General features: G+C 70.9%; 17 protein-coding genes. 13 read left to right on the top strand and 4 right to left on the bottom strand.

Annotation, left to right across the window (positions count from 1 at the left end; genetic code table 11):
• The first annotated feature begins 144 nt into the window (after positions 1-144).
• The 8 genes from ACWGIH_RS13495 to ACWGIH_RS13460 all read left to right on the top strand — a co-directional run bounded on the left by ACWGIH_RS13495 (position 145) and on the right by ACWGIH_RS13460 (position 10,567).
• Positions 145-2,874, top strand: coding sequence for a hypothetical protein (locus tag ACWGIH_RS13495; protein ID WP_453443325.1), 2,730 nt, complete (start codon positions 145-147; stop codon positions 2,872-2,874).
• Complete coding sequence (locus tag ACWGIH_RS13490) at positions 2,867-3,787, top strand: ABC transporter ATP-binding protein (protein ID WP_453443324.1); 921 nt, start codon at positions 2,867-2,869, stop codon at positions 3,785-3,787. Before ACWGIH_RS13495 ends, ACWGIH_RS13490 begins: the two co-directional genes overlap by 8 nt.
• 162 nt (positions 3,788-3,949) lie before the next feature.
• Positions 3,950-5,176: an alginate lyase family protein gene (locus tag ACWGIH_RS13485; protein ID WP_453443323.1), complete on the top strand. Its 1,227-nt coding sequence runs from the start codon at positions 3,950-3,952 to the stop codon at positions 5,174-5,176.
• Between the two features lie 74 nt (positions 5,177-5,250).
• Entirely contained in the window at positions 5,251-5,931 is a 681-nt protein-coding gene (locus ACWGIH_RS13480) for an ABC transporter ATP-binding protein (RefSeq protein WP_453443321.1), read from the top strand.
• Between the two features lie 129 nt (positions 5,932-6,060).
• On the top strand, positions 6,061-8,607 hold the full coding sequence (locus ACWGIH_RS13475; protein ID WP_453443319.1) for an ATP-binding protein: 2,547 nt from the start codon (positions 6,061-6,063) through the stop codon (positions 8,605-8,607).
• A 44-nt stretch (positions 8,608-8,651) separates the two neighbouring features.
• The gene (locus ACWGIH_RS13470) at positions 8,652-9,335 is read left to right on the top strand and encodes a response regulator (RefSeq protein WP_453443485.1); all 684 of its coding nucleotides are present in this window, start codon (positions 8,652-8,654) and stop codon (positions 9,333-9,335) included.
• Between the two features lie 89 nt (positions 9,336-9,424).
• Complete coding sequence (locus ACWGIH_RS13465; protein ID WP_160507673.1) at positions 9,425-9,823, top strand: OB-fold nucleic acid binding domain-containing protein; 399 nt, start codon at positions 9,425-9,427, stop codon at positions 9,821-9,823.
• 3 nt (positions 9,824-9,826) lie between these two features.
• Positions 9,827-10,567, top strand: coding sequence for a DUF3159 domain-containing protein (locus ACWGIH_RS13460; RefSeq protein WP_453443317.1), 741 nt, complete (start codon positions 9,827-9,829; stop codon positions 10,565-10,567).
• A 72-nt stretch (positions 10,568-10,639) separates the two neighbouring features.
• Here ACWGIH_RS13460 and ACWGIH_RS13455 read toward each other — a convergent pair whose 3' ends face one another.
• The 4 genes from ACWGIH_RS13455 to ACWGIH_RS13440 all read right to left on the bottom strand — a co-directional run bounded on the left by ACWGIH_RS13455 (position 10,640) and on the right by ACWGIH_RS13440 (position 12,695).
• Positions 10,640-11,317 (bottom strand): potassium channel family protein, encoded by a 678-nt coding sequence (locus ACWGIH_RS13455; RefSeq protein WP_453443315.1) that lies wholly within the window; start codon positions 11,315-11,317, stop codon positions 10,640-10,642.
• Positions 11,317-11,985 carry a potassium channel family protein gene (locus ACWGIH_RS13450; RefSeq protein WP_367045579.1) on the bottom strand — a complete coding sequence of 223 codons (669 nt, stop codon included), beginning with the start codon at positions 11,983-11,985 and terminating at the stop codon, positions 11,317-11,319. Before ACWGIH_RS13450 ends, ACWGIH_RS13455 begins: the two co-directional genes overlap by 1 nt.
• Positions 11,986-12,126: 141 nt before the next feature.
• Positions 12,127-12,366 (bottom strand): hypothetical protein, encoded by a 240-nt coding sequence (locus tag ACWGIH_RS13445; protein ID WP_190082440.1) that lies wholly within the window; start codon positions 12,364-12,366, stop codon positions 12,127-12,129.
• Positions 12,366-12,695, bottom strand: a complete 330-nt coding sequence (locus ACWGIH_RS13440; RefSeq protein WP_363209915.1) for an ArsR/SmtB family transcription factor — start codon at positions 12,693-12,695, stop codon at positions 12,366-12,368. The genes ACWGIH_RS13445 and ACWGIH_RS13440 overlap by 1 nt, the downstream gene beginning before the upstream one ends.
• 218 nt (positions 12,696-12,913) lie before the next feature.
• On the opposite strand from ACWGIH_RS13440, the gene ACWGIH_RS13435 reads away from it, so the two are divergent.
• The 5 genes from ACWGIH_RS13435 (at position 12,914) to ACWGIH_RS13415 (ending at position 21,630) form a co-directional block, all read left to right on the top strand.
• Positions 12,914-15,190 (top strand): MMPL family transporter, encoded by a 2,277-nt coding sequence (locus tag ACWGIH_RS13435; RefSeq protein ID WP_453443312.1) that lies wholly within the window; start codon positions 12,914-12,916, stop codon positions 15,188-15,190.
• A gap of 61 nt (positions 15,191-15,251) precedes the next feature.
• Entirely contained in the window at positions 15,252-17,300 is a 2,049-nt protein-coding gene (locus ACWGIH_RS13430) for an APC family permease (protein ID WP_453443310.1), read from the top strand.
• Positions 17,301-17,407: 107 nt separating this feature from the next.
• The gene (locus ACWGIH_RS13425; protein WP_453443308.1) at positions 17,408-18,775 is read left to right on the top strand and encodes a class I SAM-dependent RNA methyltransferase; all 1,368 of its coding nucleotides are present in this window, start codon (positions 17,408-17,410) and stop codon (positions 18,773-18,775) included.
• A 120-nt stretch (positions 18,776-18,895) separates the two neighbouring features.
• Positions 18,896-20,434 (top strand): cryptochrome/photolyase family protein, encoded by a 1,539-nt coding sequence (locus tag ACWGIH_RS13420; protein WP_453443307.1) that lies wholly within the window; start codon positions 18,896-18,898, stop codon positions 20,432-20,434.
• A 35-nt stretch (positions 20,435-20,469) separates the two neighbouring features.
• The gene (locus tag ACWGIH_RS13415; RefSeq protein WP_453443306.1) at positions 20,470-21,630 is read left to right on the top strand and encodes a spore photoproduct lyase family protein; all 1,161 of its coding nucleotides are present in this window, start codon (positions 20,470-20,472) and stop codon (positions 21,628-21,630) included.
• The last annotated feature ends 182 nt before the right edge of the window (positions 21,631-21,812 follow it).

Here is a 21,812-nt window from a genome sequence, read left to right as displayed (position 1 = left end):
GTGGCGTCGGTCTGCGTCTGCCGCGCTCGCCGTCGTCCGGTGGCCGGTGGGGTGCTTCGGCTCTGGAGTCCCGGGAGCCGGGCTTCGGGCGGACACACCTCCACGTTCCCCCCTTCGTCCTGCACTGCCAGGTGGGGAGGGCTGATGCGGGTTAGGGGCGTGGTGCGGGAGGAGTTGGGGGCTCTCGGGGGTCTGGCCCTCGTGGTTCTCGTGCTCTGCGGCCTCGCTGCCGGTGGGCCGGGTCTGCTGGAGGTGGCTTCGGGGCACGCCCTGGGGCACCGGCTTGAGCAGGTGCAGCGCGACGCCCCGGGAATCACCCACCGGATGCGGTTCGGACCGGAGGAGAAGCGGCCCGGGGCGGAGAGCACCCTGGACGCCGATCTGCGGAGGTACTCGAAGATCGTCGAGAACGCCACCCCCGCCGCCCTCCGCGGGCAACTCCTGCGCGACTCCACCCGCATCGCCCTGCCCGGCGTACGCACCCGCGACGGCACCACGCTGTCCCTCGTGTACGCGAGCGATGCCCCGCCCCGCTCCGCGTACGCCGCTGGACGGCCCCCCGCCGCCAGGGGACGCGTCGTGGAGATCGCCGTTTCCACCCGTACCCGTGACGCCCTGAAGCTGCGGCTCGGGCAGGAACTCCGGCTCGGTCCTGGGGCGTTGGAGATCGCGGACGCTCCGGCGCGGGTCGTCGGGTTCTACGCCGCCGATGGCGAGCGGCGGCTCTGGCGCGAGCAGCCCCTGCTCGCGCGGACGGGGCGGGAACCGCGGGGCGGGGCGGTGCGGTACGCGGGCGCCCTGCTCGCCCCGCGGGGCGTCGAAGTGCTGCAGAGCCAGGCCGATGCCGACCTCACCGTGACGTGGGGCATGCGCCTTGACCCCGGCGAGAACGCCGCGCGCCACGTCGGCGGCCAGGGGCAGCGCGACTTCGAGCGTCACATGCTTCGCTACCCGGAGTCCGTACGGAACGTCACGTGCGAGATGGGGGTGGCCGGTGGCGGCATGTACTGCGCCATCGGTGCGCATCCGGCCGCCCAGGCGGAGACCGCCACCGAACTGCCGGACGCCCTGGACGAGTTCCGGGCGCAGTGGCGGCAGGGCAGTGTCGTGATCTCCTTCGCGCTCGCCTCGGTGACGGCGGTGGGGCTGGCCACCGTGGTCGTCGGCGCGCTGCTCTCCGTACGCCGACGCCTCGACGCGCATCGGCTGCGACGCGCGCGTGGGGCGTCGGCCCCGGGGATCGCCCTGGGGCGTGCAGCGGTGACCGCGCCGGCCGTGCTGCTGGGGTTCGTGGGCGGGTGCGCGGCCGCCTCGGTACTGCCGGGGGTGTCGGCGGCGTACGGGCGAGGGCTGCTCGTCGCCCTGGGCGCGTGGCTCGTGCAGCCCCTGCTGACCTGGTGGGCCGTCCGCGACCGGGCCCTGCTGCGGGACAAGGGGACGAGCGGCGGCCGCCGCGTCGTCGCCGAGGTGAGTGTGGTGGCCCTCGCTCTCGCGGGAGTCCTCGCGCTGCGGGCCCGCGGGACGGCGGGCGGGGCGGGCGGTGACCCCCTGCTCGCCGCCGTCCCCGTACTCCTTGGGCTCGCCACGGTCGTGGTGCTGGTGCGCCTCTACCCGTGGCCGGTGCGCCTCGTCGCCCGCCGGGCCGTCCGTGGCCGCGGAGCCGTGGCCCTCGTCGCGCTCCGCGGCGCCGCGAAGGAGGCCCCCGCGCGGGCGCTCGCCCTGCTCGTCCTGGTGGTGACGCTGGCCGGTGCCGTGTTCGGCGGCCTGGTCGCGGAGACGCTCACGGAGGGGCGGCGGGACACCGCCGCCTGGCGGGTGGGCGCCGATGCCTCCTTCCTCGGAGCGGGGCGCGACCCTGACACCGCGGGGCGCCTGGCACGCGCGCGTGGCGTGCGGGCGACGGTGGCGGTGCGGCAGCTGCGGGTCGATCCGGTGAGCGCCACGGACGGCGGGCGGTACGGGATCGCGAGCCTGGTGGGCGTCGACGGCACACAACTGCGGTCCGCCGCGGGGAGTTCGGCGGCGGCTCGCGCGCTGCGGGACGCCGGTCTCGGCGAAGGCAGGGCCAAAGGCGGCGGGCGTGACATCCGTGTGCTCGCCGACGCCGCCGACGCGGGGGACGTGCTGACCATCACCGTGCACGGCAAGGAGCGCCGCCTGCGCGTCGTGGGCACCCTCCCCGAGGCCGTGCGGCGCGACCCCGCTCTGGGCCCCGTACGCTCCTCCACCGAGGCGAGGGACCACCTCCTGCTCGCCGACAACGGGGACCTCAAGGGCTTCGACGCGAGCGAGTTCGAGGAGTCCGCCCTGCTCCTGTACGGCCCGCGACTGGACGCCGGTGAGCTGCGCTCGGTCGTCCCGCGCGCCGCACCCGGCGCCGCCACCGGAGAGCTGCGGATCCGTGCCGAGGAGCAGTCCGAGGCCGAGGAGGACGGTCTGATCGTGGCCATGACCGTCGCGCACACCGCCTGCACCGCCGTGGCTGTGTTCCTCGCGCTGCTCGCCCTCGTCCTCGAACTCCTGCTGTCCGCGCCGGCACGCGGCAGCACCGCCGCCCGGCTGCGCACGCTGGGGCTCGGCGGGCGGGCCACCGCCGGGCTGCATCTGCTCCAACTGCTGCCCATGGTGCTCGCGGCCGTGGCCGGGGGTGTCGTGCTCGGTCTGACCCTGCCCGGACTGCTCGGCCCTGCCCTCGACCTGCGGGTGTTCACCGGCGGGCCCACCGCGCCCGCCCTGCGGACCGACGCCCTGTTCACGGCGGTGCTCGCCGCCGGCACCGTCACCCTGGTGGCCGTCGCGGTGGGTGTGGAGACGTGGCTGGGGCGGCGAAAGGGGCTCGGAGCGGTGCTGCGACTGGGGAGGAACGATGACTGAGCTCGCCGATCTGGAGGCTCGCGCGAACGCCGCGCGCCGTCCCGCACAGGACGAGGGACTTGTCGTCTGCGACAACCTCGTACGCGTCTACCGCACCGAGAAGGTGGAGGTACAGGCCCTCCAGGGACTCGACCTGGTGGTCGGCGAGGGGGAGTGCGTGGCGCTCGTGGGAGCGTCCGGGTCCGGCAAGTCCACCCTCCTGTCGATCCTCTCCGGACTCGACCTGCCGACCGCGGGCCGGGCCAGGGTCGCCGGGCACGATCTGCTCTCCATGGGGCGCCGCGAGCGCCTCGGCTACCGCAGGAACACCGTCGGCTTCGTGTGGCAGCAGACCGGGCGCAATCTGCTGCCGTACCTCACCGCCCTGGAGAACGTCGCGCTGCCGATGAGGTACGCGCGCGTGCCCCGAGGTGAACGCGCGGCGCGGGCCGCCGAACTGCTCGGCGTGCTCGGCGTCGCGCACTGCGGTGCGAGGCGGCCAGCCGAGCTGTCCGGCGGCGAGCAGCAGCGCGTCGCCGTGGCGGTCGCCACCGCCAACGCCCCGCGCGTGCTGCTCGCCGACGAGCCCACCGGGGAGCTGGACACGGCCAGTGGCGAGGAGGTGTTCGCCGCCCTCCGCCGCGCCAACGAGGAACTCGGGACGACCGTCCTGGTGGTCACGCACGATCCGCTCGTCTCCGGCCAGGTCCGCCGCACGGTGCGCATCCGGGACGGCCGTACGGCCACGGAGACATTGCGTGAACGGGGCGGCGCGGGCGAAGAGTTCACGGTTCTGGACCGAGCCGGGCGATTGCAGCTGCCGCGCGACTACGTGGAGCGCTACGGGCTGCGCGGGCGCGTACGGCTCACGGAGGAGCCGGACCACATCGGGGTCTGGGGCGAAGACCCGGATTCCTCCCCGCCCGGCGCTTGAGCAGGTCGTCCGCCGCTCTGCGCGGACGGCACCCGCCCTTACATACAGGACACCACTGACGTACACCTTGACGGACGTCAGGTCCGTACCTATGGTCACGGCCCAACACGCGTGTTCAGAAAGGCACTTGACGTTCACATACGAGAATGGATGGCCCTTCGCATGGCTGACACCCCCACACCCGTGCGCCACCACCGCAGACCCCGCACGGCAGTCCTCGCGACCCTCGCCTCCGTGGTGACCGCACTGGTCGCCGCCCTCCTGGCCTGGCCCGGCGCCGAGCGCGCCGACGCCGCGCCGAGCACGTTCGCGCACCCCGGAGTCACCGTCTCCCGCGGTCAGCTGGACTTCACCAGGGAGAAGGTCAACGCCGGCGCCCAGCCCTGGAAGGGCGCCTACGACCAGATGATGGGCAGCAAGTACGCCTCCCTCTCGCGCACGCCCAAGCCCCGCGCGGTCGTCGAATGCGGCTCCTACTCCGACCCCAATTACGGCTGCACCGACGAGCGCGAGGACGCGATGGCCGCGTACACCACGGCCCTCGCCTGGTATCTCACCCGTGACGACCGTTACGCGAAGAAGTCCATCGAGCTGATGGACGCCTGGTCCGGCACGATCAAGGACCACACCAACAGCAACGCCCCGCTGCAGGCCGGCTGGGCGGGATCGTCCTGGCCGAGGGCCGCCGAGATCATCAAGCACACGTACACCGGCGGCTGGGCCAACTCGGGCCGCTTCGCGACCATGCTGCGCGACGTCTACCTGCCCGAGATCATCAACGGCTCCAACTCCAACGGCAACTGGGAGCTGTCGATGATGGAGGCCGCCATCGGCATCTCCGTCTTCATCGAGGACAAGGGGTCCTACGACAAGGCGATGGCGAAGTTCCGCACGCGCACCGCCGCCTACGTCTACCTCGCCTCCGACGGCGCGCTGCCCAAGACCGTGCCCAGCCAGAACCTGGACACCCGCGCCAAGATCGTCAAGTACTGGCAGGGGCAGGGCACCTTCACCACCGGGCTCTCCCAGGAGACGTGCCGCGACTTCACCCACACCGGATACGGGCTCTCCGCGATCTCCCATGTCGCCGAGACCAGCCGCATCCAGGGCGACGACCTCTACAAGACGGACGTCGGCGAACGGCTGCGCCAAGGGCTCGGCTTCCACGCCAAGTACGAACTGGGCGAGGCCCCGCCGAGCTCGCTCTGCGGCGGATCGGTGCACCGGGGCCTCGGGCCCGTCACCGAGGTCGGCTACAACGCGCTGCACCACCGCCTCGGCCACGCCATGAGCAACACCCAGAAGCTCACCGAGAAGAACCGCCCGGCAGGTTCCAACAACCTGTTCGTCGCCTGGGAGACCCTGACCCACGCGGACAACCCGAGCTGATACGGACCTTGTTGGGCCGGGCGCGCGGTGACCATACTGGCGCCCGGCCCCACAGGGCCGCACGGGGGGTGGGCATGACCGAGCGCGCGATCGTCGTCGAGGACCTGCACCGGACGTACGGCAGCGGCGCGTCCGCCGTGCACGCCCTGCGTGGCGTCTCCTTCGCCGTCCCGCGCGGCGAGCTGCTCGCCCTGAAGGGGCGGTCGGGGTCCGGCAAGACCACGCTGCTCAACCTCGTCGGCGGGCTCGACACCCCGGACGCCGGCCAGATCACCGTAGAGGGGCTCGACCTCGCGGGACTCGGCGAGGACGGCCTCCTGGAGCTGCGCCGCGACCGTGTCGGCTTCATCTTCCAGTCGTTCGGGCTCATCCCGATCCTCACCGCCGCCGAGAACGTCGGCGTACCCCTTCGGCTCCGGAAGACCGACCCCCACGCGCGTGAGGAGCGCGTCGCGCTGCTGCTCGCCCTCGTCGGTCTGTCCGACCACGCCGAGCAGCGGCCGGGCGAGCTCTCCGGAGGGCAGCAGCAGCGCGTGGCGATCGCCCGCGCGCTCGCCAACAAGCCCGCCCTGCTCATCGCTGACGAGCCCACCGGGCAACTGGACGCCGAGACCGGGCTCGCCGTGATGGAGCTGCTGCGTGCCGTCGTCCGCGCCGAGGGCGTCACCGCCTTGGTCGCCACCCATGACGCGGCGCTGCTCGACCTCGCCGACCGCGTCTTGGAGCTGCGCGACGGCGAGATCGTCGGGCGCTGACCTCCGGGGCCCGCCACATCAGGGTTGTGTCAAGGTGCGCCCGCGGGTACACCTTCGTCCGTTTTGCGAGCAATGTTGGCCGTAAGGTCGACTCTGCGTACACAGCAGTATCGGGAAGACAATGGGGCCATGGCACGCGGCAAGCTTCGGATATACCTCGGTTCGGCACCGGGCGTCGGCAAGACGTACGCGATGCTGTCCGAGGCGCACCGCCGCATCGAGCGCGGCACCGACTGCGTGGTCGCCTTCGTGGAGCACCACGACAGGCCGCGCACCGAGGTGATGCTGCACGGCCTCGAGCAGGTGGCCCGCACAGAGCTCGACCACCGGGGCACCCTCTTCACCGAGATGGACGTCGACGCCGTCCTGCGGCGCGCGCCCGCCGTCGCCCTCGTGGACGAACTGGCGCACACGAATGTCCCCGGCTCGCGCAACGCCAAGCGCTGGCAGGACGTCGAGGAGCTCCTCACCGCGGGCATCGACGTCGTCTCGACCGTGAACATCCAGCACCTGGAGTCCCTCGGCGACGTCGTCGAGTCGATCACCGGCGTACGCCAGCGCGAGACCGTGCCGGACGAAGTGGTGCGGCGCGCGGACCAGATCGAGCTCGTCGACATGTCGCCACAGGCGCTGCGCCGCCGCATGGCGCACGGCAACATCTACAAGCCCGACCGCGTCGACGCGGCCCTCTCCAACTACTTCCGGCCCGGCAACCTCACCGCCCTGCGCGAACTCGCGCTCCTCTGGGTCGCCGACCGGGTCGACGAATACCTCCAGCAGTACCGCGGCGAGCACGACATCCGCTCCACCTGGCAGGCCCGTGAGCGCATAGCCGTCGGGCTCACCGGCGGACCTGAGGGCCGCACGCTGATCCGCCGCGCATCCCGGATGGCGGCCAAGGGCTCCGGCAGCGAGATCCTCGCCGTCTACATCGCCCGCAGCGACGGCCTGACCGCGGCCTCGCCCAAGGAGCTCGCGGTCCAGCGCACCCTGGTGGAGGACCTGGGCGGCACCTTCCACCACGTCATCGGCGACGACATACCGGCCGCGCTGCTCGACTTCGCCCGCGGCGTCAACGCCACCCAGATCGTCCTCGGCTCCTCGCGCCGCAAGACCTGGCAGTACATCTTCGGACCCGGCGTCGGCGCGACGGTGGCCCGCGAATCGGGCCCCGACCTGGACGTCCACATCGTCACGCACGACGAGGTCGCCAAGGGGCGCGGGCTGCCCGTGGCGCGCGGGGCGCGGCTCGGCCGGTCCCGGAGCATCTGGGGCTGGCTGGTGGGCGTGGGCGGCCCGGCGCTCCTGACGCTGCTCCTCACCCATGTCGACGCGGACCTCGGTCTCGCCAACGACATGCTGCTGTTCCTGACGCTCACCGTCGCCGCCGCGCTGCTCGGCGGTCTGCTGCCGGCCCTGGCTTCGGCGGCGTTCGGCTCGCTGCTCCTGAACTACTACTTCACGCCGCCGCGGCACCTGTGGACGATCTCCGACTCCAAGAACATCGTCGCGATCATCGTCTTCGTGGGCGTCGCGATTTCCGTGGCCTCCGTCGTGGACCTCGCCGCCCGCCGCACCCACCAGGCCGCCAGGCTGCGCGCGGAGTCGGAGATACTCTCCTTTCTCGCGGGCAGCGTGCTGCGCGGCGAGACGAGCCTGGACGCCCTCCTCGAACGCGTGCGCGAGACCTTCAGCATGGACTCGGTGGCCCTCCTGGAGCGCGCGAGCGACGTCGCCCCCTGGACCTGCGCGGGCCGGGTCGGCGAGGGCCGCACGCTGGAGCGCCCCGAGGACGCGGACGTGGACATGCCGGTCGGCGACCACATGGCGCTCGCCCTGTCCGGCCGGGTGCTGCCCGCCGAGGACCGCAGGGTGCTCGCCGCGTTCGCCGCGCAGGCCGCCGTGGTCCTCGACCGCCAGCGCCTGCGGGACGAGGCACAGCAGGCCCGGACCCTCGCCGAGGGCAACCGCATCCGCACCGCGCTGCTCGCCGCCGTCAGCCACGACCTGCGTACGCCCCTCGCGGGCATCAAGGCAGCCGTCACCTCCCTGCGCTCCGACGACGTGGCGTGGTCCGAGGAGGACCAGGCCGAGCTCCTCGAAGGCATCGAGGCCGGCGCCGACCGCCTGGACCACCTGGTCGGCAACCTCCTGGACATGTCCCGCCTGCAGACCGGCACCGTCACCCCGCTGATCCGCGCGATCGACCTCGACGAGGTCGTCCCGATGGCGCTCGGCGGGGTCCCCGACGGCAGCGCGGACCTCGACATCCCCGAGACGCTGCCGATGGTCTCCGTGGACAAGGGCCTCCTGGAGCGCGCGGTCGCCAACATCGTCGAGAACGCGGTCAAGTACAGCCGCGCCGCCGAACCGGTCCTGGTCTCCGCGAGCACGCTCGGCGACCGCGTCGAACTACGGGTCGTGGACCGCGGCCCCGGCGTCCCCGATGCCGCCAAGGACCGCATCTTCGAGCCCTTTCAGCGCTACGGTGACGCTCCGCGCGGCGCGGGCGTGGGCCTGGGCCTCGCGGTCGCCCGCGGCTTCGTGGAGTCCATGGGCGGCACGCTGGAGGCCGAGGACACCCCCGGCGGCGGCCTCACCATGGTCCTCACCCTGCGGGCGGCGGCGGGCGGACCGCCGGCGCTGCCGGACCTCTCCGCCCGGGCCGTCTCATGAACACCGCCACCGACAAGACCCACAAGCCCGAAAGGCAGGTACGGATGACCCGGGTGCTCGTGGTCGACGACGAGCCGCAGATCGTACGCGCCCTCGTGATCAACCTGAAGGCGCGCAAGTACGAGGTGGACGCGGCCCCGGACGGAGCCACCGCGCTCCAGCTCGCCGCCGCTCGCCACCCCGACGTGATCGTGCTCGACCTCGGTCTGCCCGACATGGACGGCGTCGAGGTCATCAGGGGTCTGCGCGGCTGGACGCGCGTCCCCATCCTGGTGCTCTCCGCGCGGCACAGCTCGGACGAGAAGGTCGAGGCGCTCGACGCGGGCGCCGACGACTACGTCACCAAGCCCTTCGGCATGGACGAACTCCTGGCCCGGCTCCGTGCCTCCGTCCGCAGGGCCGAGCCCACCGGAGCGGGCGAGGAGGACGTGATGGTGGACACGGGGGACTTCACGGTCGACCTGGCCGCCAAGAAGGTCAACCGCGGTGGACGCGACGTACGCCTGACGCCCACCGAGTGGCACCTCCTGGAAGTCCTGGTGCGCAACACCGGGCGTCTGGTCAGCCAGAAGCAGCTGCTGCAGGAGGTGTGGGGCCCTTCGTACGGTACGGAGACGAACTACCTGCGCGTCTACATGGCGCAGCTGCGCCGCAAACTGGAGGCGGACCCCGCTCATCCGCGGCACTTCATCACCGAGCCGGGAATGGGTTACAGGTTCGAGCGATGAGTCAAGGGTCAAGGCGGGGCTGAGCGGGCATAAGCACAGATGAGCGCACCCATTGCGGCGCTGTCGGCGACCCCCGGTACGCTTCCTGTATGAGTGCTGTTCCTGGTTCCGAGAAGCCGGCAGGCCGTTTCCGGCGCATGCTCGACCGGCTGTCCTCCTCCCAGGAGGATCTGGAGTCGGAGGAGCTGCGCGAGGATGCCGAGACGGCTGGATGCACCCGTATCGGAGACTGCCACGACCGCCAGATAGTCACGGTTACTGGTACCTTGCGCACGGTCACCCTGCGACCACGCGCCGGCGTACCCGCCCTGGAGGCGGAGCTGTTCGACGGCTCCGCGGCTCTGGACGTGGTGTGGCTCGGCAGGCGCTCCATCGTGGGGATAGAGCCGGGGCGCAGGCTGATCGCGTCCGGCCGGATCTCGATGAGCCGGGGCCGCCGGGTGCTCTTCAACCCGAAATACGAACTCAGACCCCTCGGACGGGAGTAGCCGGTGACGTCCCTCGACAAGCCGACGGACCAAGGAAGCACGGATCAGGACGCCGATTCCCGGGCCGTGACCGAGGCCGCGCTCTTCGAGGCCTTCGGCGGCGTGCGGGGCATGGTGGAGACCGTCGTCCCTGGCCTCCTCTTCGTGACGATCTTCACGATCAACAAGGACCTGCACATGTCGGCCATCGCGGCCCTCGCGGTGTCCCTGGTGCTCGTGGCGGTCCGCCTGGTCATGAAGGGCACCGTCAAGCACGCCTTCAGCGGCGTCTTCGGGGTTGCCTTCGGTGTCGTCTTCGCGATGATGACCGGCAACGCCAAGGACTTCTACCTGCCGGGCATGCTCTACACCCTGGGCCTCGCCCTCGCCTACATCATCACGGCCATCGCGGGCGTCCCGCTGATCGGCCTGATCCTCGGCCCGGTCTTCAAGGAGAACCTCTCCTGGCGGACCCGCAACCCCGGCCGCAAGAAGGCGTACACCAAGGCGAGTTGGGCCTGGGGTCTGATCCTGCTCGCCAAGTGCGCGATCCTCTTCCCGCTCTACTGGTGGGCGGACACGACCCAGTTCGGCTGGGTCCTGATCGCCCTGAAGATCCCGCCCTTCCTGCTCGCCGTCTGGCTGACCTGGGTCTTCCTGGCGAAGGCTCCGCCGCCGATCGACGTCTTCGCGGAGATGGAAGCGGCCGAGAAGGCGGAGGAAGAGCGCAAGGCCGGCGCCGGGCAGCACCGCCGCGAGGCCTAGCCAGAACTGAACGAGGGGGCCGCCCGGGATACTCCGGGCGGCCCCCTCGTCACGTACGAGTGAGGGCGGCGATCAACTCGCCGTCTCCTCCCTGCGCACCGACAGCAGGTCTTCCAGCTGCTCCTCGCGGGCCTGGGCCGCGACGAACAGCAACTCGTCCCCCGCCTCGAGGGAATCATCCGGGGTCGGCGCGAGGACGCGCGTTCCGCGGATGATCGTCACGAGCGAGGTGTCCTGGGGCCACTGGACGTCGCCGACCGTCGTGCCCGCGAGCGCCGACTCGGGCGGCAGGGTCAGCTCGACGAGGTTCGCGTCGCCGTGGCTGAAGCGCAGCAGGCGTACGAGATCACCGACGCTCACCGCCTCCTCGACGAGCGCGGACATCAGACGCGGGGTCGAGACCGCGACGTCGACGCCCCAGGACTCGTTGAAGAGCCATTCGTTCTTGGGGTTGTTCACGCGGGCGACGACCCGCGGCACGCCGTACTCGGTCTTCGCGAGGAGCGAGACGACGAGGTTGACCTTGTCGTCGCCGGTCGCGGCGATCACCACGTTGCAGCGCTGGAGCGCCGCCTCGTCGAGTGAGGTGATCTCGCAGGCGTCGGCGAGCAGCCACTCGGCCTGCGGGACGCGCTCGACCGAGATGGCGGTCGGCGCCTTGTCGATGAGCAGAATCTCGTGCCCGTTCTCCAGGAGCTCACCGGCGATGGAACGTCCCACCGCGCCTGCTCCGGCAATGGCGACCCTCATCAGTGACCGCCTTCCTCGGGGCCTTCGGCGAACGCCGCTTCGACCTTCTCGACCTCGTCGGTGCGCATCATCACGTGCACCAGGTCGCCCTCCTGGAGCACCGTCTGCGAGGTCGGCAGGACCGCCTCGCCCAGCCGGGTGAGGAAGGCCACGCGTACGCCGGTCTCCTCCTGCAGTTCACTGATCTTGTGGCCGATCCAGGACGCGGACGCGTGCACCTCGGCGAGCTGTACGCCGCCGGTGGGGTCGCGCCACAGCGGCTCGGCCCCGGAGGGCAGCAGCCTGCGCAGCATCTGGTCGGCGGTCCAGCGGACCGTGGCGACGGTGGGGATGCCAAGGCGCTGGTAGACCTCGGCGCGGCGCGGGTCGTAGATGCGGGCGGCGACGTTCTCGATGCCGAACATCTCGCGGGCCACACGGGCGGCGATGATGTTGGAGTTGTCGCCGCTGCTGACCGCGGCGAAGGCGCCCGCCTCTTCGACGCCGGCCTCGCGCAGGGTGTCCTGGTCGAAGCCGATGCCGGTGACGCGACGGCCGCCGAAGCCGGAGCCCAGACGGCGGAAGGCGGTGGGGTCCTGGTCGATCACGGCGACCGTGTGCCCCTGTTGTTCCAGGGTCTGCGCGAGAGCGGATCCGACTCTCCCGCAGCCCATGATGACGATGTGCACGCCCGTCCTTCCGGCTGTGTCAATACTTTTTGCTCAGGCTGAACGGTAAAAGCGTCTCAGACCGACGCCCAAGCTACACACGCACGGTCCGCGGAGGGCACCCCCGTGCACCTGCCGGTGCTCGCGGGGGCCGGTACGGGCTCAGTCCACGCTGCGCAGCAGGCCCTCGACGTTCTTGAGCCGGTAGCTGAGCTCGACGATCTGCAGCCGCGCCGCTTCCTGCTCCGACCTGGCGCGCTCGACGACCTCGCGGTACTGCTCCATCGCCTCGGCCCACTGGCGGTCACGCTCGCGGTTGCGCTGCGACTGGAAGTAGGCGACCGACACGACCGCGCCGGCGAGTATCAGGAAGAAGGCGACCGGGATGATCACGTCGTCCATTAAGACCCCTCAGGTGAGTGCTGTCCTGCCTCGTCGGACGCGTCCTCCCGGACGGCCGCGAGGATCGTGTCCACATTCAGGCGCACGTCGAACGGCGCCAGTTCGAAGTACTTGAGCGCCTTGCCGTCGTCGGAGAGTTCCAGGCGGCCGACGACGAGACCGGCCTTCTCCAGACGTTCGAGGTGCATGTAGAGCAGGGGCCGGGAGACGCCGAGCCGCCGCGCCAGTTCGCTGACGTACAGCTGCCCCGGGGCGAGCTCGGTGATGATCCGGATCCGCTGGGCGTGGCCGACGGCGGAGAGAAAGGCGAGCAGCTCTTCGCTGTCCATGGCCCGCCTTCTCGCTGGTGTTCTCACTGGTCCCGAAGCCTGTCGGCCAAACCTGTCAGCCAAGACTTACGCATGACGGGAACCACTGTCAATCCACCTCCGCCCGGCATCGAATGACAGTTGACGGCTCGTTCCTTCACCTGTCAGTCTCAACTTACACATGAAGGACGTGAAGGACCGTGCCGGGCTCGGGAGCCCGCGAAGGGGTGGGGATGGTCATGGGGAAGCGATCGGTCACGGTGGGCGTGGCCAGATGGAGCGCGCTGCATCCGGGGCGCGCGATCATCGGCTGGCTGGTGTTCGTGGTGCTCTGTCTGGGCGGCGGCATCGCCACCGGCATGAACAGCGCGAGCAGTGAGGACTACCGCGTGGGGGAGGCGGGACGCGCCGAGGCCCTGGCGACCGAGGGCGGCGTCCAGCTGCGGCCCACGGAGCAGGTGCTGATCCGCTCCGAATCGGGGCCGCTGGACAAGGCGGCGGCCGACGCCGCCGTCAAGGACGTCACCACCCGGATGAAGTCGCTGTCGGAGGTCGCGTCGGTCGCGGCCCCGGTCCGCTCCGAGGACGGACGCGTCCTGCGGATCCAGGTGGAGCTGAACGGGCCCGACCAGGACGGCAAGAAGAACGTCATCCCGCTCCAGGCCCAGACCGAGCAGGTCAAGAAGGCCCACCCGGGCCTGGTGATCGAGGAGACCGGCGCCGCCTCGGTGAGCAAGGGCGTCAACGACCAGCGGGGCGAGGACCTCGCCTTCTCCGAGACGATCACGCTTCCCATCACGCTGATCACGCTCGCCCTGGTCTTCGGCTCCGTGGTCATGGTCGGCGTACCGCTGCTCCTCGCCATCACCTCGATCATGGCGACCATGGGCCTGGCGATGCTGGCCTCGCACCTGCTGCCCGACACCGGCGTCGGGATGAACATGATCCTGCTCATCGGCATGGCGGTCGGCGTCGACTACACGCTCTTCTACCTCAAGCGTGAGCGCGAGGAACGGGCCCGCGCGGGCGGCCGCCTCACCTCCGAGGCTCTGGTCGAGGCGGCCGCGGCCACCGCGGGCCGCGCGATCGTGGTCTCCGGACTCGCCGTGATCGTCTCCACCGCCGCCCTCTACCTCGCGGGCGACGTCATCTTCGACTCCCTCGCCACCGGCACCATCCTGGTCGTGGGCGTCGCCGTGGTCAGCTCGGTGACCGTGCTCCCCGCGCTGCTCGTCAAGCTCGGCCGGCGCACGGAACGCCGGGCGCTGAATCGGCAGGCGCAGGGCAAGCCGGTGAGGACGTACGGCGAGAAGAAGCCCGGACGGGCCTGGAACGCGCTGCTGACCCCGGCCCGCAAGCGCCCCGCGCTCACCCTCGGCCTCTCCGTCCTCGTCCTGCTCGGCCTGGCGCTGCCCGCCCTGGACATCGAGCTCAAGGACCCGGCGCGCGACAGCTTCTCGCGCGACATCCCGGCCATGCAGGGGTACGACCGACTGCTCGACGCCTTCCCCGAGCAGCGCGTCCGGCACCAGGTCGTGGTGCGGGCCGAGGCCTCGCAGGCCGGCGAGGTACGCGACGCCCTGACCGCGCTGGACCGCAGGGCGCAGGCCGACCCGCTGTTCGCGCACCCCTCCGCGGCTCCGCTCCTGCGCACATCGAAGGACCGCAGGACCACCACACTGGAGCTCAACGCCCCGCACGCCACGTACTCGGACAAGGCCGTCGCCTCCCTCGACCACCTGCGCGACGACCACCTCCCCGCCACCGTGGGCAAGCTGCCCGGCGTCGAGACGGCCGTCACCGGCGAGGTGCCGCGCGGCACGGACTATGTGGAACACCAGAACCAGAAGCTGCCGCTCGTCCTCGGTTTCCTGCTCCTGATGACCTTCGCCATGACGGTCGTCGCGTTCCGCTCGGTGATCCTCGGACTGCTCGGCATCGTGCTGAACCTGCTCTCCGCCGCCTCCGCGCTCGGACTGCTCGTCCTGGTCTTCCAGGGGAAGTGGGCCGAGGAACTGCTCTCGTTCGTCTCGCTCGGCGGGATCTCCTCGCGGGTGCCGCTCTTCCTCATCGTGATCCTCTTCGGGCTCTCGATGGACTACCAGGTCTTCGTGGTCAGCCGGATCCGGGAGGCCGCGCTGAACGGCGTACCCACCCGGCAGGCCGTCATCGAGGGCATCGGCTCGTCGGCCAAGGTCGTCACGAGTGCCGCGATCGTCATGGTCACCGTCTTCGCGAGCTTCGTGATGCTGCACATCCTGGAGATGAAGCAGATGGGCTTCGTCCTCGCGGCGGCCGTCCTGCTCGACGCGTTCGTGATCCGCATCATGATCCTGCCGGCGGCGCTGCTGCTCCTCGGCCGTGCCACCTGGTGGCCCTCCCGTGCGATCCACCGCGCCGAGCAGCGGGTGGCCGAGCGGTACGGGGCGCGGGAGGTGCCGCAAGCACCGCAGACCACCGACGGCCGTCCGGTTTCCGGGCATTGGGCGGAGCCCCCGGCGGCGCGTCGTGGCTAACCGGCGCGGTTAGGGGGTGGTGGGTGGGCGGGCACCCATTCGAACGCTTACGATCCTCTGCGTGTCCAAACTGACCGACGTGCCCAAACGGATCCTCATCGGGCGCGCACTGCGCAGCGACCGGCTCGGAGAAACCCTCCTGCCGAAGCGCATCGCTCTACCGGTGTTCGCGTCCGACCCGCTCTCCTCCGTGGCCTATGCCCCGGGAGAAGTGCTCCTCGTCCTCTCGATCGCGGGTGTGTCGGCGTACCACTTCAGCCCCTGGATCGCTGTCGCCGTCGTCGTGCTGATGTTCACCGTCGTCGCGTCGTACCGCCAGAACGTGCACGCCTACCCGAGTGGTGGTGGCGACTACGAGGTCGCCAACACCAACCTCGGACCCAAGGCCGGGCTCACCGTCGCGAGCGCCCTGCTCGTCGACTACGTCCTGACCGTGGCGGTGTCGATCTCCTCGGGCATCGAGAACCTCGGCTCGGCGGTCCCGTTCGTCGTGGAGCACAAGGTCCTCTGCGCCGTCGCCGTCATCGTGCTCCTCACGGTGATGAACCTGCGTGGCGTGAAGGAGTCGGGCAAGCTCTTCGCCATCCCGACGTACGTCTTCGTCGCCGGCGTCTTCATCATGATCGCCTGGGGTGCTTTCCAGAGCATCGTCCTGGGCGAGACGATGAAGGCGCCCACGGCGGACTACGAGATCAAGCCCGAGCACCAGGGCCTCGCGGGCTTCGCGTTGGTCTTCCTGCTCCTGCGGGCCTTCTCCTCCGGCTGTGCCGCGCTCACCGGCGTCGAGGCCATCAGCAACGGCGTCCCGGCCTTCCGCAAGCCCAAGAGCAAGAACGCGGCGAGCACCCTGGCCCTGATGGGCGCGCTCGCCGTCACCATGTTCTGCGGCATCATCGCGCTCGCCATGACGACCAAGGTCCGCATGGCGGAGAACCCGGCCAAGGACCTGTTCCACAACGGTGTTCCGGTCGGCGGCGACTACGTCCAGAACCCGGTCATCTCCCAGGTCGCCGAGGCCGTCTTCGGCAACGGCAGCTTCCTCTTCATCGTCCTGGCCGCGGCCACCGCGCTCGTCCTCTTCCTCGCGGCCAACACGGCCTACAACGGCTTCCCGCTGCTCGGCTCGATCCTCGCGCAGGACCGCTACCTGCCGCGCCAGCTGCACACCCGCGGCGACCGGCTCGCCTTCTCCAACGGCATCGTGCTGCTCGCGGGCGCCGCGGCCCTGCTCGTCGTCATCTACGGCGCGGACTCGACCCGCCTGATCCAGCTCTACATCGTCGGCGTCTTCGTCTCCTTCACGCTCAGCCAGATCGGCATGGTCCGGCACTGGAACCGCCACCTGCGCAAGGAGAAGGACCAGGCCAAGCGGCGCCACATGATCCGCTCGCGGGCGATCAACACCTTCGGCGCCTTCTTCACGGGCATGGTCCTGGTCGTCGTACTCGTCACGAAGTTCACGCACGGCGCGTGGGTCGCCCTGCTCGGCATGGTGATCTTCTACGCGACGATGTCCGCGATCCGCCGTCACTACGACCGCGTCGCCGAGGAGATCGCCGCCCCGGACACCCCGTCCGACGACAGCGTGCGGCCCTCGCGCGTGCACTCCATCGTCCTGGTCTCCAAGATCCACCGGCCGACGCTGCGCGCCCTGGCCTACGCCAAGCTGATGCGCTCGGACACCCTCGAAGCGCTGAGCATCAACGTCGACCCGGCGGAGACCAAGGCCCTGCGGGCCGAGTGGGAGCGGCGCGGCATCACCGTCCCGCTGAAGATCCTCGACTCGCCCTACCGCGAGATCACCCGGCCGATCATCGAGTACGTGAAGAACCTCCGCCGGGAGAGCCCGCGCGACGTGGTCAGCGTGATCATCCCGGAGTACGTGGTGGGCCACTGGTACGAGCACCTGCTGCACAACCAGAGCGCGCTCCGGCTCAAGGGCCGCCTGCTCTTCACTCCTGGCGTGATGGTCACCTCCGTCCCCTACCAGCTCGACTCCTCCGAGGCCGCGAAGAAGCGGGCCCGGAAGCGGTCGGAGTGGAACGCGCCGGGTGCGGTGCGCCGGGGACCGGTGGAGAAGCGCCCCAAGGAGCCCAGCAACAAGGCCTGACCCCCGCGGTTGGTGAGCGGCCGGACAACACCCACGTAGACTGGTGGGCTGTTGTCCGGCCGTTTCCTTTCGGCCGATGCCCCCTTACGTAGTGGAGTCACCCCGCCATGCAGGCAGAACCGAAGAAATCGCAGGCGGGGAACTCGAAGGAGGGCTCGCAGGCGGCCTCCCTCATCGGGCAGGAGTACGAGGTCGAGGTGGGCCCGGTCGCCCACGGCGGCCACTGCGTGGCCCGTACGGCGGAGGGCCGCGTCCTCTTCGTGCGCCACACGCTCCCCGGCGAGAAGGTCATCGCGCGCGTGACCGACGGCGACGAGGAGTCCCGCTTCCTGCGCGCGGACGCGGTGACGGTCCTCGACCCCTCCAAGGACCGCGTCGAGGCCCCCTGCCCGTACGCGGGCCCCGGCCGCTGCGGCGGCTGCGACTGGCAGCACGCGAAGCCGGGCGCACAGCGCCGCCTCAAGGGCGAGGTCATCGCCGAGCAGCTCCAGCGGCTGGCCGGTCTGACCCCCGAGGAGGCGGGCTGGGACGGCACGGTCGTCCCGGCCGAGGGCGACAAGCTGCCCCCGGGCGAGGTCCCGGCCTGGCGCACCCGCGTCCAGTACGCGGTGGACCCCGACGGCAACGCGGGCCTGCGCCGCCACCGCTCGCACGAGGTGGAGCCGATCGAGCACTGCATGATCGCCGCTCCCGGGGTCTCCGAGCTCGGCATCGAGAAGCACGACTGGGCCGGCATGGAGTCGGTAGAGGCGATCGCAGCGACCGGCTCCCAGGACCGCCAGGTAATCCTGGAACCGAAGCCGGGCGCGCGCCTGCCCCTCGTCGAGCTGGACAAGCCGGTCTCGGTCCTCCGGGTCGCCGAACAGGACGGCGGCATCCATCGCGTCCACGGCCGTCCCTTCGTCCGTGAGCGCGCCGACGGCCGCACCTACCGCGTCGGCAACGGCGGCTTCTGGCAGGTCCACCCGAAGGCCGCCGAGACGCTGATGCTCGCCGTCATGCAGGGCCTGACGCCGCGCAAGGGCGACACCGCCCTCGACCTCTACTGCGGTGTGGGCCTGTTCGCGGGCGCCATCGCCGACCGGGTGGGCGAGAAGGGCGCGGTCCTCGGCATCGAGTCCGGCAAGCGAGCCGTCGAGGACGCCCGCCACAACCTCGCCGCCTTCGACCGCGTCCGCATCGAACAGGGCAAGGTCGAGGCCACCCTGCCGCGCACCGGCATCACCGAGGTCGACCTGATCGTCCTCGACCCGCCGCGCGCGGGCGCGGGCAAGCAGACGGTCCGCCACCTGACGAAGCTGGGCGCGCGCCGCATCGCGTACGTGGCCTGCGACCCGGCCGCGCTCGCCCGTGACTTGGGCTACTTCCGCGAGGGCGGCTACCGGGTGCGGTCGCTGCGGGCGTTCGACCTGTTCCCGATGACGCATCATGTGGAGTGCGTGGCGATTCTGGAGCCTGCGGCCAAGGGTTCCTGAACCGCGGGCCCGCGCGGGCGGCGTCAGGGCGCGGGTAGCTGCGCGGCTGGCCGGACGTCGTGACTGTCCGCCCGGCGTGTGTCGCCGGCGGGGCGTCCTCTCGTGCGCTTTGATCCCGGTATGACGGCGAAGGCTGAGAAGACGGAGAAGGCGGAAGAGTCCGGTGCCCACCACTGGCTGTTCGGCGATCAGCTCGGGCCCCACTTCGTCGATCCGGCGCGGGGCGGCCCGCACCGGGACGCGCCGCTCCTGATGATCGAGGCCCGCAGCGTCTTCAGGCGGCGGCGTTTCCATCGTGCCAAGGCCCATTTGATCCTGTCGGCGATGCGGCATCGGGCCGCGGAGCTCGGTGACCGCGTGCGGTACGTCAAGGCGGACACCTACCGGGAGGGCCTGCGGCAGGCAGTGGGGGAGGACACCCCCGTCACCGTGCACCACCCGACGTCCCACGCGGCCCGCGCCTTCGTGGACGGGCTGCCCTCCGTACGCGTCCTGCCCGCGCGCGGTTTTCTCGTGACGCACGACGAGTTCAGGACCTGGGCGGACGGCCACGGCGCGAAGCACCTCCGGCAGGAGGACTTCTACCGCTGGGTCCGCCGGACGCACGACCTGTTGATGGAGGGCGACAGCCCCGTCGGCGGGAAGTGGAACCTGGACCACGACAACCGGGAGCCCCCGCCGAAAGACGCCGCCGACCTGGGCGTACCGGCGCCGTACCATCCTCGCGAGAGCGACATCGACGGCGAGGTGCGCGCCGATCTCGACCGCTGGGCGCGTGACGGGGACGTCGAGTTCGTCGGCGACGACGGGCCCCGCACGTTCCCCGCCACGCGCCGCGAAGCACTCGCCGCGCTCCGTCGCTTCGTCGCACACCGGCTCGCCACTTTCGGGGCGTACGAGGACGCCGTTCTCGCCGAGGACAGGACGATGAGCCACAGCCTGCTCTCCTCCTCGCTCAACCTCGGCCTTCTCGACCCGGCCGAATGCGTCGAGAAGGCCGAGGCGCGATGGCGGTCGGGTGACGCGCCGCTCAACAGCGCCGAAGGCTTCGTACGGCAGATCGCGGGCTGGCGCGAGTTCGTCTGGCACGTCTACTGGTACTTCGGCACCGAGTACCGCACGAGCAACACCCTGCGCCATCGCGCCCAACTTCCCGACTGGTTCACGGAGTTGTCCCCGGACGGGACCGACGCGAACTGCCTGACCCACGTCCTGGGGCAGGTCCGCGAGACGGGCTGGACACATCACATTCCGCGCCTGATGATCCTGGGCAGTTTCGCCTTGCAGCGCGGGTGGGAGCCGGGGGCCGTCACCGACTGGTTCCACCGCAGCTTCGTCGACGGCTACGACTGGGTCATGGTGCCGAACGTGGTGGGCATGTCGCAGTACGCGGACGGGGGCCGCATGACCACCAAGCCCTACACGTCGGGCGGCGCGTACATCGACCGCATGAGCGATCTCTGCGGGCCCTGCCGGTACAAGCCGTCCGTACGGGTCGGCGAGGACGCCTGTCCCTTCACCGCCGGGTACTGGAATCTGCTGCACCGGCACCGCGAGCGGTTCGAGCACAACGCGCGGATGTCGCAGGCGGTGCGGGGCCTCGACCGGCTCTCCGATCTCGACGAGCTGCTCGAGCAGGAGCGCGGCCGCCGGGATTGACGGCAGGACGAGAAGACCCGGGAGAGGATCAGCACGTGGACAGGGCGGCGGAGGAACCCGAGCAGCAAGCGCTCTTCGGGTGGGCGGACACCGAACCGGGGCGGACCCCGCAGCAGCCCTTCCGCGACAGCCCGCAGGCCCGCCGGATGCTCGACGTGCGCGAGGTCTACGCGGAGCCCGCCGCCCTCGACTCGCCACGCGGCCGGCAGATCATGGCCCGGCTGCCGAACGCGCGCGTGACCGAGGTCCCCAGTCACTGGAACATCCCCGAACTGCACGGCAATGACGGCAACATCGGCCGGTGGGTCCGCATCAAGACCGAGACGCTGGTCCTCGGGGTCAAGCACACCCTGGCCACGCGACCCAACGGCAGATCGGCCGACTGGATCGCGCCCGGCCCCTCCAACGGCTGCGCGATGGCCTGCGCCTACTGCTACGTCCCCCGCCGCAAGGGCTTCGCCAACCCCATCACCCTGTTCACCAACATCGAGGCGATCGTGGCCCACGTACGGCGTCACGTACGGGCTCAGGGCCCCAAGACGGAACCCAACCAGTGCGACCCCGAGGCCTGGGTCTACGACATCGGCGAGAACGGCGACTGCTCCGTCGACGCTCTGGTCTGCGACAACACGGCAGACCTCATCGCGGCGTTCCGCGGCCTCCCGACGGCGAAGGCCTCCTTCGCGACCAAGTTCGTCAACCCTGATCTGCTCGCGCTCGACCCGCAGAACCGCACCCGGGTGCGGTTCTCGGTCATGCCGGCCGACGACGTCCGGCTGCTCGACATCCGCACCAGCCCGGTCGACGAGCGGATCGCCGCGGCCGCCGACTTCGTCGACGCCGGATACGAGGTCCACTTCAACCTCTCGCCCGTCGTCCTCCGCCCCGGATGGCAGCGGGACTGGGCCGATCTGCTCACCCACCTCGACGACGTCCTGCCCGCCCGCGTGAAGGAACAGGCGGCGGCCGAGGTCATCATGCTCACCCACAACCAGGCGCTCCACGAGGTCAACCTGGGCTGGCACCCCCGCGCCGAGGACGTGCTGTGGCAGCCGGAGGCCCAGGAGACGAAGCGCTCACAGAACGGCGCCCTGAACGTGCGCTACTCCCTGGAGATCAAGCAGCAGTCCCTGGCGCGCATCCGACAACTGATCGCGACACACGCGCCGTGGCTGCGCGTCAGGTACGCCTTCTGAGCGCGCGGGGCAGACGGCTGCGTGAGGCGGCCCGTCAGCCCGCCGTCGCAACGCCGCCAGGGGTCGGCTTCCCCGCGGGCCGGCAGGGAGCCGCATCGCCGACGAGGCGGCTCCCGCCAGGCCCCTCGTGGTGGGAAATCCCGCATCACACCCATGGAGGGCACCGCGCGAGGAAGCGACGA

It is taken from the genome of Streptomyces sp. NPDC054872 (genome assembly GCF_053610705.1).
The sequence above is the reverse complement of the archived record's forward strand: the minus strand, read 5'-3'. Positions and strand labels throughout refer to the sequence as shown.